Source organism: Streptomyces sp. MS06, assembly GCF_047200655.1.
Taxonomy (GTDB): Bacteria; Actinomycetota; Actinomycetes; order Streptomycetales; family Streptomycetaceae; genus Streptomyces.
On the sequence record NZ_JBJZOJ010000006.1, the window covers coordinates 57,986 to 73,802 of the forward strand.

Below are 15,817 nucleotides of genomic sequence, written 5' to 3' on the forward strand. Positions count from 1 at the left end.
GACGCGGTGTGGGGCCGGGGTCAGGGGGTGTCGGGTGCGCGGTGGCTGCGGTCGCGGGCGGTGCCTCGTTGCGCGGCCAGGGCGAGCAGGGTGGCGAGGGCGAAGGCGGAGGCGGCGATGGTAGCGGACAGTCGCAGACCTGAGCTGAAATCGGCGGAGGCGGCGGTGAGGGTGCCGAACAGGGCCACCCCGACGGCACTGCCGACCTGCCGGGAGACGTTGAAGACGGCGGAGGCGGTTCCGGTATCGGTTGCGGGCGCGGCCTCGATGCTGGCGGCGGTCGCGGCGATCGCGCTCATGGTCTGGCCGAGTCCGGTCGCGACCAGGGCGAACAGGAGCGCCGGATAGGGGGTGCCGGGGCCGGCGGGCACCCACCCGAGGAAGCCGGCGGTGCCGAGGGCGAGCCCGGCGGCCATGGGGAGGTAGGGCCCGCGGCGGGCGGAGATCCGGCTGAACAGCGGGGCGGCGATCAGGCCCATGCACACCGACGGCAGCAGGGCGAGGCCGGTGGCCAGGACGCTCAGCCCCCGCACCTGCCGGAACCAGAGGGTGGTCAGGAAGAGCATGCCGTAGTAGCCGAGGCTGATCAGCAGGCCCACGGCGGCGGTCGCGGCGAAGGGGGCGGAGCGGAACAGGGACGGCGGGAGAAGCGGTGCGCGTGTGCCGCGGCCGGCTGCCGCCCTGGCTTCGAGGGTGCGTTCGGTCAGGACGAAGGCGGTCAGCGCGGCGGTCCCGAGCCCGAAGGCCGCCAGCACCGCCGGTGCGGTCCAGCCCCGGGGGCCCGCCTCGTTGAGTCCGCCCGCCAGCGCGAGCAGGCCGACGATGCCGAGTACCTGGCCCGGCAGGTCCGTTCGGCGGTGGGAGCGGTGGGAGCGGTGGGAGTGGTCGCCGGCGCAGGTCGGGAGATGGCGCAGCGTCAGGTGCACCGCGAGGGCGCCGACGGGCAGGTTCAGCCAGAACACGGCTCGCCAGTCCAACCCGGAGACCAGCAGTCCGCCGAGGGCGGGGCCCGCTCCGAAGGCGAGCGAGGCGACCGCGCCCCAGACCGCGACGGCCCGGGACCGGACGGTCCGGTCGGGGTAGGTGGCCCGGAGCAGGGCGAGCGAGGCGGGCACCAGCAGTGCGGCGCCGGCGCCCTGGGCGAGCCGTCCGGCGATGAGCGCGTGCGGGGAAGACGCCAGGCCGCAGGCCAGGGAGGCGAGGGTGAAGGCGCCGAGGCCGGTCAGGAACACCCGGCGGTGCCCGAGGCGGTCGGCGAGGCTGCCGCCGAGCAGCAGCAGCCCGGCGAAGACGGTGCTGTAGCCGTCGACGATCCACTGCAGGGCGGTGGGGCCCGTGCCGAGCGAGGTGCGGATGTCGGGCACGGCGATGTTCACGACGGTGACGTCGAGCATCACCAGGAAGTAGCCGAGGCTGAGGGCGATCAGCGGGGCGCGGGCGAGTGCGGGGCGGGCCGACGGGGTGAGCGGGGGGCGGGGGGACTCGGTCAGTGGAGGGCGCGGCGGCCGCGGATCCTGGGTGAGCGGGAGTCGTGGGGCCGGGGCGGCGGACGCACCGGTGGCGGGTGCGGGTGCGGGTGCGGGTGCGGGCGTGGTGGGTGTGCCGGTGGCGGGCGGTGCCGCGGGGTGGTCCGTGCCGGAGTCGGGGCCCGCGGAGGACGTGGAGGCCATGAGGAGATCATGGGTGCCGGATACTTCGTTGGCCGTCGAAGCGTCGATGTGGTGCCGTGGCCTACGCTTCGGACATGCCGAACAATCCTCTCGGCGCGTCCCGCCCCACCCCGCCGGGCACCGCCGCCCCGGCCGCCGGGAGCGACGGCCAGCCGCTCAAGCAGCAGACCGACATCGCCCGCGCCGCCGCGCTGATCGCCGACCCGTCGCGGGCCAGGATGCTCAAGTGCCTGGCCGACGGGCGCGCCCTGCCGGCGAGCGCACTCGCGGGCGAGGCCGGGGTCGGCGCCGCAACGGCCAGCGCGCACCTGGCCAAACTGGTCGGCGCCGGATTCGTCACCGTCGCGCGGCAGGGCCGGCACCGCTACTACCGGCTCGCCGGGCCGGATGTCGGCGCCGCCCTGGAGGCGCTGGCGCTGATCGCCCCGCCGCTGCCCCTCACCTCCCTGAAGCAGAGCAACCGCACCAAGGCGCTGTACCGCTCCCGCAGCTGCTACGACCACCTCGCGGGGCAGCTCGGCGTGGGCCTGATGCGGTCGCTGCTCGAACGCGGCGTCCTGACCGGGTACGACGGGATCCACCGCGCCGAGCAGGCGGTGCGCGACCGGCCCGCCTCCTACGGGCACGACGTCCGCTACCGGCTCACCGCCGCCGGCCGCGAGCATCTGCGCGAACTCGGTGTCGACGCCGACCGGCTGCCGCCGCGCCGGCCCGCGATCCGCTACTGCGTCGACTGGAGCGAACGCCGGCACCATCTGGCCGGGGGGCTCGGGGCTGTGCTGACGTCCCGTCTGTTCGAGCTGGGCTGGGTACGCCGGGGCGCCGGTCCGCGCGTGGTCCATCTGACGGACAGCGGTGCCGAGGGCGTCGAGCGCGCATTCGGTCTGGTACTCCCGCACCAGTGACGGGTGGGATCAGCAGAGCTGTCGGGCCCGCGCCGTGTAAGGGAGGACCCGCCGGACCGTCCGGCCGGTGCACCGCCGGACGGTGCGGTGAGCGTGTCGGGCCGCTGCGCCGGTCGGCCGCTGCGCCGTTCGGGGGTCAGCGAAGCGCTTCCCGGTCCCGGCCCGCACCCCACTCCGCACGTGCCCGCGTCCGGGCGGTCGCCGGCCGGAGGTGACGTCTGCGGGAATTCACCGCAAAACGGACGCAAAGTGCCTGCGTGCCGGGCCGGTTGCCGGTGATGGGGCAACATTCTGGTGAACAGATGGACAACGGGCACCGTGCCGTGGTGGCGCGGTCGTGCTCGCCGGAACGGACGGGGTGGGACACGTGGTGCAGCCGAGGATCGCCGTTGCCGTGGTGACCATGGGGAACCGGCCTGCGGAGGTGGACGCCCTGCTGAGGTCCGTGGCCGGGCAGGACCTCGCGCCCGCCCGCATCGTCGTCGTCGGCAACGGCTGCCGCCTGCCCGAGTTCGCGCGGCGTCTGTCGCTGCCCGGGGAGGTCACCTGCGTCGAGGTCGAGGAGAACCTCGGCTGCCCCGGTGGCCGGAACGTCGCCCTCGCCCGGCTGCGCGCCTACGGTGACGTCGACGTCGTGGTGGAACTCGACGACGACGGACTCCTCGTCGACGCGGATGTGCTGCGCCGGGTGCGGGACCTGTTCGCCGGGGACGACCGGCTCGGGATCGTCGGATTCCGCGTCGCCGACGAGCACGGCGAGACGCAGCGCCGCCATGTGCCGCGCGCGGGCGACGCCGACCCGCTGCGCGGAGGCTACGTCACCGGATTCCTCGGCGGCGGCCACGGGTTCCGTATGGCCATGCTCGACGAGATCGGGGACTGGCCCGCCGAGTTCTTCTTCGCTCACGAGGAGACCGACCTCGCCTGGCGGGCCGCCGACGCGGGTTGGAAGATCCTCTACGCTCCGGAACTGCTGCTCCAGCATCCCAGGACCTCGCCGGCCCGGCACGCCATCTACTACCGGGTGACCGCCCGCAACCGCGTGTGGCTGGCCCGCCGCCGGCTTCCGCTGCCCCTCATCCCCGTCCACCTGGGGGTGTGGATCGGCGTCACGCTGCTGCGGACGCGGTCGCTCGGCGGACTGCGGGCCTGGTTCGGGGGTTTCCTGGAGGGAGTGCGCGAACCGGCCGGTGAGCGGCGGTCGATGCGGTGGAGCACGGTGTGGCGGCTGACGCGTCTGGGGCGTCCGCCGGTCCTCTGATCCGCCCCGCGCCCTGACACGCTGTCGCGGGATCGGAAGAGCGGGGGGATCGCGGGATCGGAAGAGCGGGCAAGCGGGGAAGCCGGGAAGCGGGGAAGCCGGGAAGCGGGGAAGCCGGGAAGCCGGGAAGCGGGGATGCCGGAAGGTTCGTGCGGTGGTCCGCGCCTCACTTGGCGTCGGCGTAGCACTTCACCACGGCCGTGGTGAACGGGAACCGTACCGGTGTGTCGCCGAACGTCAGCCGTCCCGCCAGCTCCGCCGCGTCCGCGATCGCCGCGACCACCGCGTCCGCCTCCTCTTCCGGGCAGTGCACGATCACCTCGTCGTGCTGGAAGAAGACCAGCTCCGCGGCCATGTCCGCGCAGGTCCGCCGCAGCGCGGCGAGCAGCAGCAGCGCCCAGTCGGCGGCACTGCCCTGGACGACGAAGTTCCGGGCGAAGCGGCCGCGGGCGCGGGCGTCCGTGGAGGCGTAGCCCGGCGTCCAGGCCCTGGAACCGCCTTCCTCCTCGCTCTCCGGGACGTCCGGGGCGACGGGGATGCCCGCCTCCTGCGCCGCGTCCTCGGCCGCCCCCGCGACCGGCGGGCAGGTCCGCCCCAGCCAGGTGCGCACCAGGCGTCCTTCCTCACCGGCCCGCGCCGCCTCGTCGACGTACGCCACCGCTCTCGGGAACCGCCGGCGCAGTGCGGCGAGGTTCTTCAGCCCGTCTCCGGAGGTCTGCCCGTAGACCGCGCCGAGCACCGCGAGTTTGGCCTGGGCACGATCACCGGAGAAGGCGCGGTCGGAGACGGACTGGTAGAGGTCGTCCGTCCGGCCCGCGACCTCCATCAGGCCGGGGTCGCGGGAGATCGCGGCGAGGACGCGCGGCTCCATCTGGTCGGCGTCGGCGACGACCAGCCGCCAGCCCGGGTCGGCGACCACGGCCCGGCGGATCACCTTGGGGATCTGCAGCGCGCCGCCTCCGTGGGTGACCCAGCGTCCGGTGACCGTGCCGCCGGCGAGGAACTCCGGGCGGAACCGGCCCTCGCGCACCCAGTCGTGCAGCCAGCTCCAGCCGTGGGCGACCCAGATGCGGTACAGCTTCTTGTACTCCAGCAGCGGTGCCACGGCGGGATGGTCGACGGACTCCAGCTCCCAGCGCCGGGTCGACCTGACCCTGACCCCTGCCCGGGCGAAGGCCCTGATCACGTCGGCGGGCAGGTCGGGCCGCACCCGGCGCCCGAACGCGGCCGACACCTCGGCTCCCAGCTCGGCGAGGCGGCGCGGCTCGCCGCCGCCCGCGTACCGCTCGCCCAGCAGGTCGTGCAGCACCTCGCGGTGGACGTCCGCGCTCCACGGCAGCCCCGTACGGTTCAGCTCGGCGGCCACCAGCATCCCCGCCGACTCGGCGGCCGTCAGCAGCCGCATCCGCCCGGGGTGCTCGGTGCGGTGGTGCCGCTGCTGCTGCTCCGCGTAGACCGCGAGGAGGTCCGCCAGGGGCAGGCGAGTGCCCCGCGGTTCGAACAACTGGGCCTGCGTCCCCGGCTCGGCGGACCGCTGGGGCGGATCCGGGGGTACCGGTCCCCCGCGCAACCGGGCAAGCGCGGCCGCGGCCGAGCGGGGTTCGCCGTACCGGCCCTCGTGCCCGAGGAGGAGGATCTCGGCGTCCTCGACGTCGTAGCAGCGGTCGACCCGCACCCCCTCGGCGAGCAGCCGCGGGTACACCTCCGCCGTCGACCGCCACACCCAGCGGACCACGTCCGGACGGCTGCGCACGGCCTGCGCCAGGTCCGCCTCCCGCAGCACCGGGCCGGCGGGCAGCCCCTCGGGACCGAGGGCGGCCAGCTCGGCCCCGCCGTCCTCGGCCGGGGCGAGCGCCCAGCGGTCGGTCATGGGGCGAGTGTCGCACTCGGGTCCGACATCGGTACCCGTGGCGACTCCCGGTGGCCGCGGCCCGGGACCCGCAGGACCGGCAGTTCGTCAAGATCGGCGGCTCGTCGGGACCGGCAGTTCGTACCGGGACGAGGACAGCGGTATCCCCCGCCGGGAGCGGGAGCGGGAGCGGGAGCGGGAGCGGGAGCGGGAGCGGGCGACCCGCGTGCGCAGCCCGGCGGCGGCCGGCGGATCCGTCACCTCAGGCGCCCGCGCAGCGCTTCCGGCGGCCGCGGACTGTCCGTCACCGGTGCGCTGACTCCGCTGTTCCTGCCGCCCCTCCTACCCCTCCTACCCCTCTTGTGCCTGCCCCTCCTGCCCCTCCTCTCGATCCCGGTCCGCGACCAGCATCGACAGCGTCTCGACGACGTACTCCTCGGTGCGCTGCTTGCCGAGGCCCAGACCGCTGAGGACGCCCTCACCGTTCTCGAACTCCAGCAGTGCCAGCAGGATGTGCTCGGTGCCGACGTAGTTGTGGCCCAGGCGCAGGGCCTCGCGGAAGGTGAGTTCCAGGACCTTCTTGGCGTCCGAGCTGTAGGGCACGAGTTCGGGTGCTTCCTCGGCGGCGCGAGGGAGAGCCGAGTCCGCTGCACGGCGGACGGCGTCGGACGCCACCCCCTGGGCGGCGATCGCCTTCGCTGCCAGGGACTCCGGCTCGCTGAGCAGGCCGAGCACCAGATGGGCGGGCAGGCCCTCGGTGTTGCCGGCTTCCCGGGCGGCCTGGTGGGCGGCCATGACCACCGCGCGGGCGCGGGGCGTGTAGCGGCTGAAGCCCTGGTTCGGGTCCATGCCGGTCGTCTCCTTCGGCACGAACCGCTTCTGTGCGGCCTGCCGGGTGACGCCCATGCTCTTGCCGATGTCCGACCAGGAGGCGCCCGAACGGCGGGCCTGGTCGACGAAGTGGCCGATCAGATGGTCTGCGACCTCGCCGAGGTGCTCGGCGGCGATGACCGCGTCCTGGAGTTGTTCGAGGGGTCGGGCGTGGACCGTCTTGATGGCTGCGATGAGCTCGTCGAGGCGTACGGAGGATGGGATTCCCGAGGAGGCCGACATGTGTCAACCGTAGGTTGACGCAGGGAGGCTGTCAACCCTTGGTTGACGGCCCGGGGCGGGGTGGGAGGTGTGGAGCGCGAAGCGCGCGCGTCGGCAGCCCGGCGACCCGTGGCACGATCGACGGGTGACCAGTACGAGCAGCGCGGACGAACGGGAGGGCACTGTCGACCGCGCCTTCCGGATCGCCCTCTACGGCGTCTCCGCCGGGACGTGGACCGGCGGCGCGGGGGGTACCGGTGCGGGGGGTACCGGAGCGGGGGCCGTCGGTGTTCCCCGGGGTGCGGACGCGGACGCAGCGCTGGACACGGGTGCGTCGCTGCTCGCCGCCGATCCCGCGGCGGACGCCGAACTCGGCAGGCGGGGGCGGGGGCTGGTGGCGGCGGCCTGGCGGCGCGGATGGCAGCCTGCCGACCTGTTGCGGTTCGTCAGGCGCGAGCTGGGGGACGTCCACGCGGCACTCCTGGCGGAACTCGTCCGGGCGCAGGGTCCCGAGGACCGGCCGCGGGGACGCCGGTGGTCCGAACAGGTCGCCGCACTTCCCGCCGGCGCTCGGCCCCGGACCGACCGCTTCACGCACGCCACCGCCGTTCTGGAGCTGTACCGGCTGCTGCTGCGGATCCCTGCTCTGGAACCCCTCGAGGAGCGGACCCGTGAGCCGCGTCGGCGGGGTGCGTCCGACTCCCGCGCGCTCTCCCGTATCCGAGGGCTGCTCGCCAAGGCGGAGGCGACCGGCTTCCCGGAGGAGGCCGAGGCGCTCACCGCCAAGGCGCAGGAGCTGATGGCCCGACACGCGGTCGACGAAGCGATGCTCGCCGCACACCAGCCGGACCCGGACGCGCCGGGCGCCCGCCGTATCGGTGTGGAGCCGCCGTACGAGCAGGCCAAGGCCGTGCTGCTGGACGCGGTCGCCACGGCCAACCACTGCCGGTCCGTGTGGAACGAGCCCTTCGGGTTCTCGACGGTGGTCGGTTTCGAGGCGGACCTGGACGCGGTCGAACTGCTCCACACCTCGCTTCTGGTGCAGGCGCAGGCGGCGCTGGCGAAGGCCGAGGCCGTCGAGCGCCGTGGAGGACGGAAAAGGACGAAGACCTTCCGGCAGTCGTTCCTCGCCTCCTACGCCCAGCGGATCGGTGCCCGGCTGGCCTCCGCCGCAGATCGGGCCGCCGCCGAGGTGGGGCGGGAGCTGCTGCCGGTGCTGGCTTCGCGCGAGGTGGCCGTCACCGCCGCGACCGACCGCATGTTCCCGCAGACGGTCTCCACCCGCCTGCGCGGCGTCAGTGACGCGGCGGGCTGGAACCGGGGTGCCGAGGCCGCCGATCGGGCGCGGATGCGCGCACGTCCCCGCCTGCCCTGAACGGCCGGTTGGGGTGAGGCCGGCCCGACGCTACGACCCGAGGCCCGCCGTGGGTAGCCCGCTGGGCAGCTTGCCGCCCTCCGACCTGGTGTAGGTCTCGGTGCCCAGGCCGCCCTTCCAGGTGATGCGGAGTGTCCGGGCGCCGACGGAGTCGACGGTGCCGTTCGCCCGGTCGGTGCTGCCGTCCGTGCAGGTGAGCCGGATCGCGCCGGCTGTCCCCGGCGCATCGGCGACGGCCCCGCTGCACACGGTTCCCCCGGTGGTGAACACCGCTGCCTGTTTGCCGTTCACCACCAGGACCACCGCCTTGCCGTGCGTGGTGGCGAGCCAGCTGCCCGCCAGCCCGTCGGCGGGGGCGCTGCTCGTCGTGCCCGTTCCGCCGTCGGTGTTCACCGTGGACGTGGCGGAGGGGGTGGGGTCGGCCGGCGGCCCGTTCTCGGCGTCGCCGCCGCACGCCGTCAGCGTGAGTGCGCCCGCCAGTACTGCGGCCGAGGTGATGCCCCGTATCGTGCGGCGGGCCGCGCCGCGCGGTGAGCGAGAGAAGGTCACCGAGGTCACTGCGACTCCCAAGCTGTTGCCGGTGTCGGCCGGTGGGCCGGAAGGGTGGCAGCAAGTTACCAGCCGGTCATGGGGGCCCGGCGGGACGCGGTGACGGCGTGCAACGGCGGTGTGCAACGGCGGTGTACGGCGGCGGAGGCGGGCGGTTCGGCGCGACCGTGCGGACTGTCCCGGCGGGTCGGCCACCTGCATGCGGGTCGGCCACCTGCATGCGGGTCGGCCACCTGCATCGGACGGTCCTCCGGGTCCTCTCCGGCGGTCACGGGGTGCGCGGGCGGGGCTCGGCGCCGGTGGTGCCGGGCCGTTCCGGTCGAGGCCGGCGGCCGGTGCCGAACGGCTTCCGCGCTGCGGCCACGGCTCCCGCCGCTCGGGGCGCGGACCTGGAGGTGCTCGTCTGCGGTGTCGAGCGGACGCCGTCCGTCCGCCGGGCCGGCGCGGATCCCGGCGGCCCGGTTGCCGGGCCGATCGGCGGGACCGTGGAACACGGGAGCTCCGGTATGCGTCTGTTCCTAGTGCAGGATGGCTTGGATCCGGTCGATCCGGCGCGACGGACGGCTCGAGGATCATGGACGGGGGTTGGCGCACACATGTCATGCAGGCTGCTGGGCAGACGCTGCAACAGGTGCAGCGGCGACCGGGTGTCCTCCAGGCCCTTCGTCGGGACGTCCGGCAAAGCTGTAACCGGAGGAGCACCGCCCGTGCACGTGCATATGCTCATGCATCTGCACGTGAACGAAGCTATGATCGCGCTCAGTTGAACCACTGCATCACCGCTGTATCGCCAACGCATCAGTGGCCTCATCAGCCAGTGCACCATCGGGAGCGACCTGTGGACCACGACGTGTACGACGTGTACGACGTAAACGACGCGTCCGGCGCGACCGGGGCGTCCGGAGTGTCCAACGGCATCGCCGCCACCCAGCTGTGCGGGGTTGCGTGGCAGAAGAGCCGGCACAGCAACTCGCAGGGATCCTGCGTGGAGTTCGCGCGACTGCCGGGTGGTGATGTGGCCGTGCGGAACTCGCGGTTCCCCGACGGTCCGGCGCTCGTCTACACGCGCGCGGAGATCGAGGCGATGCTCCTCGGCGTCAAGGACGGCGAGTTCGACCACCTGATCGCGGGCTGACGTCCGCGGGCGGTTGACGCCCCGACGCGCATGCCGGCTCGTCCCCGGCCGCCGGCCGCGGGCCGCCGCGGGCAACGTGCGGTGAGGGCTTCCGCGCCGTCCGTGACGCGCGTAGAACCCCGGCGCGCCGGTGCGCCGGGGTTCGTCACTCGCCCGGCGGCGGGTTCAGGCGGAACAGCGCCCAGACCACCTTGCCGTTGAGGGTGCCCGCGAGGGGGTGCCAGCCCCAGCTGTCGCTGAAGGAGTCGACGAGGAACAGTCCGCGTCCCGACTCCGCCGAGAAGTCCTCCAGGGCCTCCGGGTCGCGTGCCACCGGGGAGTCGTCGCTGGGGTCGCGTACCGCGCACACCAGCAGCTCCGTCCAGCGCATCAGGTGCAGCCGGACGGGCGAGGGGTGCTCGGGCGACCGGGGGCCGGTGGCGGGCAGCGCGTGCCGCAGGGCGTTCGTGACGAGTTCGGAGACGACCAGGCAGACGTCGTCGAAGCGCTCGCCCAGCTCCCACCGGTCGAGGGTGCTCCGGGTGAACTGCCTTGCGTCGCCCACTGCTTCGTAGCGGGTGGACAGGGCGCAGGAGGCGGCGTCGGCCACGGCTTCGAGGTCCAGTGGCGGAAGGCCCTGCCGTAACGGCTCGAGCATGGTCGATCCATTCGTCCCCATGCGAGGCACTCCCGGGAATTCGCGGTCGTAGCGAGGCAGCGGTGGTGCGGGACCATGGTTTCGGATGCGCACTACAGATGCAAGGGCAGATGCACGTGCACGTGACCGAATTGAGACTGCACGTACCGCTTCTTGGCCATTTTTTCCGCCGTCCTCCTGCCGTTCCGCGGCCGTCCCCTTGCTCTTTGCCCCCCTGGTGTGGCACGAGCTGCCCGTCTTCTTTCCGTCTCTGTAATCGCACGAGTACTGCTCGGAGTGTTTTAGTGGCAGACTTCGGCCCCTGAAGACGGTTGGGGAGGCAGGCGAACGTGAGCGCGGGAGAGCCCGGATCGGTGGTGCGACGCATGCTGCTCGGCTCGCAACTCAGGCGACTGCGTGAGGCGCGGGGCATCACCCGCGAGGCGGCGGGGTATTCCATCCGCGCCTCCGAGTCGAAGATCAGCCGGATGGAACTGGGTCGGGTCAGCTTCAAGACGAGGGACGTGGAGGACTTGCTGACGCTGTACGGCATCACGGACGAGGCGGAGCGCAACGCCCTCGTGAACCTGGCCCGGGAGGCCAACGTCGCCGGATGGTGGCACAGCTACTCGGACGTCCTGCCCAACTGGTTCCCCACCTACGTGGGCCTGGAGGGCGCCGCATCCGTGATCCGCGCGTACGAGGTGCAGTTCGTGCACGGCCTGCTGCAGACCGAGTCGTACGCCCGCGCGGTGGTCCGGCGCGGGATGAAGGGGGCGAGCGAGGCCGACGTGGAGAAGCGCGTCGCGCTGCGCCTGGAGCGGCAGAAGTACCTCGTCGCCGAGAACGCCCCGGAGTTCCACATCGTCCTGGACGAGTCCGCCCTGCGCCGCCCCTACGGCGACCGCGAGGTGATGCGCGACCAGCTCCAGCACCTGATCGACATGTCCGAGCGGCACAACGTGCGGCTCCAGGTGATGCCGTTCAGCTTCGGCGGGCACTCCGGTGAGTCCGGAGCCTTCACCGTGCTCAGCTTCCCCGAGTCGGACCTGTCGGACGTGGTCTTCCTGGAGCAGCTCACCAGCGCCCTGTACCTGGACAAGCCCGAGGACGTCGCCCAGTACGAGCTGGCGCTGAAGGAGTTGCAGCAGGACAGCCCCGACCCGGGGGAGAGCCGGGACCTGCTCCGCGGACTGCTGCAACTGTCCTGACCGGGGCGTCGGTGACCCGGTCGGGTCCTGCAGACCATCCCCAACGGGCATGTGTGACAAGTACGATGACGGAAGATCAGACCGCGCGGTCGGCTCTGCGGTCGATCGGATGTCCGTCTCGCCTGCCCCGGCAGCTAGGGATAGAGGGATCACATGTCGCCGTCGTGCTTCACGGATCTGGCCCAGCAGTACATCGACGGTGAGTGGCGTCCCGGTACCGGCTCCTGGGACATCATCGACGTCAACCCGTACGACGGCGAGAAGCTGGCCTCCGTCCCGATCGCCACCGCCGACGAGGTGGACCTGGCCTACCGGGCGGCCGCCCGAGCCCAACGCGCGTGGGCCGAGGCCAACCCCTACACCCAGCGGGACGTGTTCGAGCGGGTGCTGCGGCTGGTCGAGGAGCGCGAGGCCGAGATCGCCGACCTGCTCACCGCCGAGCTCGGCGGCACCCGCACCAGGGCGGCCCTGGAGATCGGTCTCGCCAAGGAGTTCCTGCGTGAGGCCGCCCAGCTCACCCTGCGTGCCGACGGCCGCATCCTGCCCTCCCCGGTGGAGGGCAGGGAGAACCGCCTCTACCGGCTGCCGGTCGGCGTGGTCGGAGTGATCAGCCCGGCGACCTTCCCCTTCCTGCTCACCGTCAAGCCCGTCGCCGCGGCGCTCGCCCTGGGCAACGGAGTCGTCCTCAAGCCGCACCAGGACACCCCGGTCACCGGAGGCACGCTGATCGCCAAGCTCTTCGAGGACGCGGGACTTCCGCCCGGCACGCTGAACGTCGTGCTCACCGACATAGCCGAGATAGGCGACGCCTTCCTGGAGCACCCGGTCCCGAGGGTCATCTCCTTCGCCGGCTCCGACAAGGTGGGCCGGCACATCGCCACCGTGTGCGGCGGCCAACTCAAGCGCACCGTGCTCGAACTGGGCGGCGACAGCGCGCTGGTGGTCCTCGACGACGCCGACATCGACTACGCCGTGGACGCCGCCGTCTTCAGCCGGTACGCCGACCGGGGGCAGGTCTGCATGGCCGCCAACCGGGTCCTGGTGGACCGCTCCGTGGCCGACGAGTTCACCGAGAAGTTCGTCGCCAAGGTCGGCGCCCTGCAGGCCGGTGATCCGCGCGACCCGCAGACCGCCATCGGTCCCGTCACCAGCTCCCTCCAGGCCGCGTCGATCTCCGCGATCGTCGAGCAGGCCGCCGCGGAGGGCGCCGCGGTCCTGGTGCGCGGCGAGACCACCGACAACCTGGTCGGCCCGAGCGTGCTGGGCGACGTCGCGGCCGACTCCCCCCTCCTGCGCCGGGAGGTCTTCGGCCCGGTGGCCCTGCTCGTCCGCTTCGACGGTGAGGAGGAGGCCCTCCGCATCGTCAACGGCATCCCCTACGGCCTCAGCGGCGCCGTCCACACCGCCGACGTGGAGCGGGGCGTGGCCTTCGCCAAGCGCATCGACACGGGCCTGTTCCACGTGAACGACGGCACCCTCCACGACGAGCCGCTGTTCCCGTTCGGCGGCGAGAAGTACTCGGGCATCGGACGGCTCGGCGGTGAGTCCACGCTGGACGCCTTCTCCACCCTGAAGTGGATCTCGGTGCAGCACGGGCGGAGCGCCGCTCCGCGTTGAGACGGCCGAGCCGCCGGCCAGGCGCCCGCAGCCCGGACAGTCCCGCCCGCGGTGCCGCGGGGGCCGTGAGTGCGTGAGAGGCGCGAGAGGCGTGGGGCGCCTCCCGCGGCGGACGGTGGGCGGTGCTCCTCGGCGGCGGCGTTCCCGGGAGGCGATCCCCGGACGGGCGGCGGACCCGCCTGGAGGGAGGCGGGCGATTGTGGATCACGACGGGCGTCGAGGACGGAAGCTGACCGCAAGCCCGCGTAGCGTCCCGGATGTGAGGTGGCCGGGAGCGAGGTCCGGCCGCGGCGGAGCCCGGACGAGAGGCGGATACGGCCATGGTGACCCACGTGCGAGCCGAGGAGCGGGGCGACGAGCGTGCCGCGCTGTTGAACTTCCTGGCCGAGCAGCGCGGCGGTATCCGCCGCGCCGTGCTCGGTCTGACCGACGAGCAGGCGAACTCCCGGCCGAGCGCCAGCGAGCTGTCCCTGGGCGGGCTGGTCAAGCACGTGTCGGAGGTCGAGCAGGGCTGGATCGCCCGTGCGAAGGGCGAGCCCCCGGCGGTGAAGCGGGACGAGTCGAACTGGCACGAGTCGTTCCAACTGCTCGACGGAGAGACGCCGGCCCGGCAACTGGCCCTCTGGGAGCAGGTGGCCGCCGAGACCGAGCGCTACATCCGTTCGGCGCCCAGCCTGGACGCCACCTTCCCGCTGCCGAACGCCCCCTGGTTCCCGCCCGACGAGCAGGTCTCCCTGCGCTGGCTGTGCCTGCACCTGATCCGTGAGACCGCCCGCCACTGCGGGCACGCCGACATCATCCGGGAGTCGCTGGACGGCAGGACGGCCTTCGAACTGGTCGCCCTGGAGCAGGAGCAGGAGCAGGAGCAGGAGCAGGAGCAGGAGCAGGAGTAGAGCGGGAGCGGGGGCAGTGAGCTACCGGCCGGGGGCTGAGGGCGGGCACCGCTGACCCGGCCGGCGCCGCCCTGCCCTGCCCCGCACACCCGCACACGCCGTCACGGCCGGTGCGCCGTCCCGGTCCGCGCGCCGTATGCGTCCGCATGCCGTCCCGGTCCGCGCGGCGGGCGGTGACCGGGACGGCGTGCCGGGGCCGGAGGCGGTGGCGGGGTGGGCTCAGTGGTGGAAGCCGGTCGCCGCGGCCTTGTCCCCGGTCAGCGGATGCGGTTGCCTGCGCAGCTCGGGCAGCAGCCGCGACAGGTCCTCCACGAACATGTCGGCCAGGTCCTCCGAGAATCCGTTGCGGCACACCACCCGCAGCACCGACAGGTCCTCGCGGTTCGGCGGGAAGGTGTACGCGGGCACCAGCCAGCCGTGTTCGCGCAGCCGCCGGGACACGTCGAACACGTCGTACGCGGTGACGTCCGGCGCCGTGGTGAAGGTGAACACCGGCAGCTGGTCACCCCGGGTCAGCAGCCGGAAGTCGCCGAGCGCCGCCACCCGCTCCGCGACGCTCGTGGCCACGTCGCGCGCCGTCTGCTGCACGGTCCGGTAGCCCGATCGGCCCAGCCGCAGCAGCGTGTAGTACTGCGCGACGACCTGCGCGCCGGGCCGGGAGAAGTTCAGGGCGAAGGTCGGCATGTCGCCGCCCAGGTAGTTCACGCGGAACACCAGTTCCTCCGGCAGCGCCTCGGTGTCCCGCCACAGCGCCCAGCCCACGCCCGGGTAGACCAGGCCGTACTTGTGGCCCGAGGTGTTGATCGACGCCACCCGCGGCAGCCGGAAGTCCCACTCCAGGTCCTCGTCGAGGAAGGGCGCGACCATCGCCCCGGACGCCCCGTCCACGTGCACCGGGATGTCCAGCCCGGTCCGCTCCTGGAGGGCGTCCAGCGCCCCGCACAGCTCGGCGATCGGCTCGTAGGACCCGTCGAAGGTGGAGCCCAGGATGCCGACGACGCCGATGGTGTTCTCGTCGCACAGGTCGGCGGCGGCCTGCGGATCGATGTGGAAGCGGTCGCCCTCCATGGGCACCTGGCGCGCCTCCACCTCCCAGAAGTTGCAGAACTTCTCCCAGCAGACCTGGACGTTCACTCCCATCACCAGGTTCGGGCGGGCCTCGGCCGAGGGGTAGCGGTGGGCGTTGCGTACCGCCCAGCGGCGCTTCAGCGCCATCCCGGCGAGCATGCAGGCCTCGCTCGACCCGGTCGTCGAGCAGCCGACGGCCGCCGACGGGTCGGGGGCGTGCCACAGGTCGGCGAGCATCGCCACGCAGCGCCGCTCCAGTTCGGCGGTGCGCGGGTACTCGTCCTTGTCGATCATGTTCTTGTCCCGGCACTCCGCCATCAGGACGCCCGCCTCGGTCTCCATCCAGGTGGTGACGAAGGTGGCGAGGTTCAACCGGGAGTTGCCGTCGAGCATCAGCTCGTCGTGGACCAGGCGGTACGCCGTGGACGGCGACATCGGATCGCGCGGAAGGCGGTGCTTGGGCGGGGCCTCGGTCATTCCGGCCGCCGGGTCGGCCGCGCCGTAGACGGGGTTGACCGACAGCGGGCGTTCGTCGGGCTTGCCGGGCCCTTGGCCCTTGTGAAGTGGCACGGGGGT

General features: G+C 73.1%; 13 protein-coding genes. 7 read left to right on the forward strand and 6 right to left on the reverse strand.

Annotated features, from left to right (window positions below):
* Window positions 1–20: 20 nt before the first annotated feature.
* Window positions 21–1,670 carry an MFS transporter gene (locus ACL02U_RS04640; RefSeq protein WP_412789322.1) on the reverse strand — a complete coding sequence of 550 codons (1,650 nt, stop codon included), beginning with the start codon at window positions 1,668–1,670 and terminating at the stop codon, window positions 21–23.
* A 74-nt stretch (window positions 1,671–1,744) separates the two neighbouring features.
* On the opposite strand from ACL02U_RS04640, the gene ACL02U_RS04645 reads away from it, so the two are divergent.
* Together ACL02U_RS04645 and ACL02U_RS04650 are read left to right on the forward strand one after the other, a co-directional pair.
* Window positions 1,745–2,575: an ArsR/SmtB family transcription factor gene (locus ACL02U_RS04645; RefSeq protein ID WP_412789323.1), complete on the forward strand. Its 831-nt coding sequence runs from the start codon at window positions 1,745–1,747 to the stop codon at window positions 2,573–2,575.
* A 367-nt stretch (window positions 2,576–2,942) separates the two neighbouring features.
* Window positions 2,943–3,836, forward strand: coding sequence for a glycosyltransferase family 2 protein (locus ACL02U_RS04650; protein ID WP_412789393.1), 894 nt, complete (start codon window positions 2,943–2,945; stop codon window positions 3,834–3,836).
* Between the two features lie 166 nt (window positions 3,837–4,002).
* Here ACL02U_RS04650 and ACL02U_RS04655 read toward each other — a convergent pair whose 3' ends face one another.
* Together ACL02U_RS04655 and ACL02U_RS04660 are read right to left on the reverse strand one after the other, a co-directional pair.
* Complete coding sequence (locus ACL02U_RS04655) at window positions 4,003–5,706, reverse strand: bifunctional 3'-5' exonuclease/DNA polymerase (protein ID WP_412789324.1); 1,704 nt, start codon at window positions 5,704–5,706, stop codon at window positions 4,003–4,005.
* A gap of 330 nt (window positions 5,707–6,036) precedes the next feature.
* On the reverse strand, window positions 6,037–6,798 hold the full coding sequence (locus ACL02U_RS04660; RefSeq protein ID WP_412789325.1) for a Clp protease N-terminal domain-containing protein: 762 nt from the start codon (window positions 6,796–6,798) through the stop codon (window positions 6,037–6,039).
* A gap of 124 nt (window positions 6,799–6,922) precedes the next feature.
* On the opposite strand from ACL02U_RS04660, the gene ACL02U_RS04665 reads away from it, so the two are divergent.
* A complete protein-coding gene (locus tag ACL02U_RS04665; RefSeq protein WP_412789326.1) occupies window positions 6,923–8,152 on the forward strand; it encodes a DUF2786 domain-containing protein in 1,230 nt (409 codons plus the stop codon).
* Window positions 8,153–8,182: 30 nt separating this feature from the next.
* Here ACL02U_RS04665 and ACL02U_RS04670 read toward each other — a convergent pair whose 3' ends face one another.
* Window positions 8,183–8,701, reverse strand: coding sequence for a hypothetical protein (locus ACL02U_RS04670; protein WP_412789327.1), 519 nt, complete (start codon window positions 8,699–8,701; stop codon window positions 8,183–8,185).
* Window positions 8,702–9,539: 838 nt separating this feature from the next.
* Between ACL02U_RS04670 and ACL02U_RS04675 the strand changes: the two genes are divergently transcribed.
* The gene (locus tag ACL02U_RS04675; RefSeq protein ID WP_412789328.1) at window positions 9,540–9,836 is read left to right on the forward strand and encodes a DUF397 domain-containing protein; all 297 of its coding nucleotides are present in this window, start codon (window positions 9,540–9,542) and stop codon (window positions 9,834–9,836) included.
* Window positions 9,837–9,981: 145 nt separating this feature from the next.
* On the opposite strand, the gene ACL02U_RS04680 is transcribed toward ACL02U_RS04675, so the two are convergent.
* Window positions 9,982–10,473 (reverse strand): ATP-binding protein, encoded by a 492-nt coding sequence (locus ACL02U_RS04680; RefSeq protein ID WP_412789329.1) that lies wholly within the window; start codon window positions 10,471–10,473, stop codon window positions 9,982–9,984.
* A 365-nt stretch (window positions 10,474–10,838) separates the two neighbouring features.
* Here ACL02U_RS04680 and ACL02U_RS04685 point away from each other — a divergent pair, with 365 nt between their 5' ends.
* From ACL02U_RS04685 to ACL02U_RS04695, 3 genes are all read left to right on the forward strand, one after another.
* Window positions 10,839–11,663 (forward strand): helix-turn-helix domain-containing protein, encoded by an 825-nt coding sequence (locus ACL02U_RS04685; protein WP_412789394.1) that lies wholly within the window; start codon window positions 10,839–10,841, stop codon window positions 11,661–11,663.
* Window positions 11,664–11,816: 153 nt separating this feature from the next.
* Entirely contained in the window at window positions 11,817–13,280 is a 1,464-nt protein-coding gene (locus ACL02U_RS04690) for an aldehyde dehydrogenase family protein (protein WP_412789330.1), read from the forward strand.
* A gap of 320 nt (window positions 13,281–13,600) precedes the next feature.
* Entirely contained in the window at window positions 13,601–14,173 is a 573-nt protein-coding gene (locus ACL02U_RS04695) for a DinB family protein (protein ID WP_412789331.1), read from the forward strand.
* Between the two features lie 219 nt (window positions 14,174–14,392).
* On the opposite strand, the gene ACL02U_RS04700 is transcribed toward ACL02U_RS04695, so the two are convergent.
* Window positions 14,393–15,811, reverse strand: a complete 1,419-nt coding sequence (locus ACL02U_RS04700; protein WP_412789332.1) for a glutamate decarboxylase — start codon at window positions 15,809–15,811, stop codon at window positions 14,393–14,395.
* Window positions 15,812–15,817: the final 6 nt, after the last annotated feature.

What these genes read in the sequence shown, in the direction of transcription:
- ACL02U_RS04690 (WP_412789330.1), top strand. Translation starts at nt 11,817, where the DNA reads ATGTCGCCGTCGTGCTTCACGGATCTGGCCCAGCAGTACATCGACGGT.
- ACL02U_RS04640 (WP_412789322.1), bottom strand. Translation starts at nt 1,670, where the DNA reads ATGGCCTCCACGTCCTCCGCGGGCCCCGACTCCGGCACGGACCACCCC.
- ACL02U_RS04660 (WP_412789325.1), bottom strand. Translation starts at nt 6,798, where the DNA reads ATGTCGGCCTCCTCGGGAATCCCATCCTCCGTACGCCTCGACGAGCTC.
- ACL02U_RS04645 (WP_412789323.1), top strand. Translation starts at nt 1,745, where the DNA reads ATGCCGAACAATCCTCTCGGCGCGTCCCGCCCCACCCCGCCGGGCACC.
- ACL02U_RS04680 (WP_412789329.1), bottom strand. Translation starts at nt 10,473, where the DNA reads ATGCTCGAGCCGTTACGGCAGGGCCTTCCGCCACTGGACCTCGAAGCC.
- ACL02U_RS04695 (WP_412789331.1), top strand. Translation starts at nt 13,601, where the DNA reads ATGGTGACCCACGTGCGAGCCGAGGAGCGGGGCGACGAGCGTGCCGCG.
- ACL02U_RS04685 (WP_412789394.1), top strand. Translation starts at nt 10,839, where the DNA reads ATGCTGCTCGGCTCGCAACTCAGGCGACTGCGTGAGGCGCGGGGCATC.
- ACL02U_RS04655 (WP_412789324.1), bottom strand. Translation starts at nt 5,706, where the DNA reads ATGACCGACCGCTGGGCGCTCGCCCCGGCCGAGGACGGCGGGGCCGAG.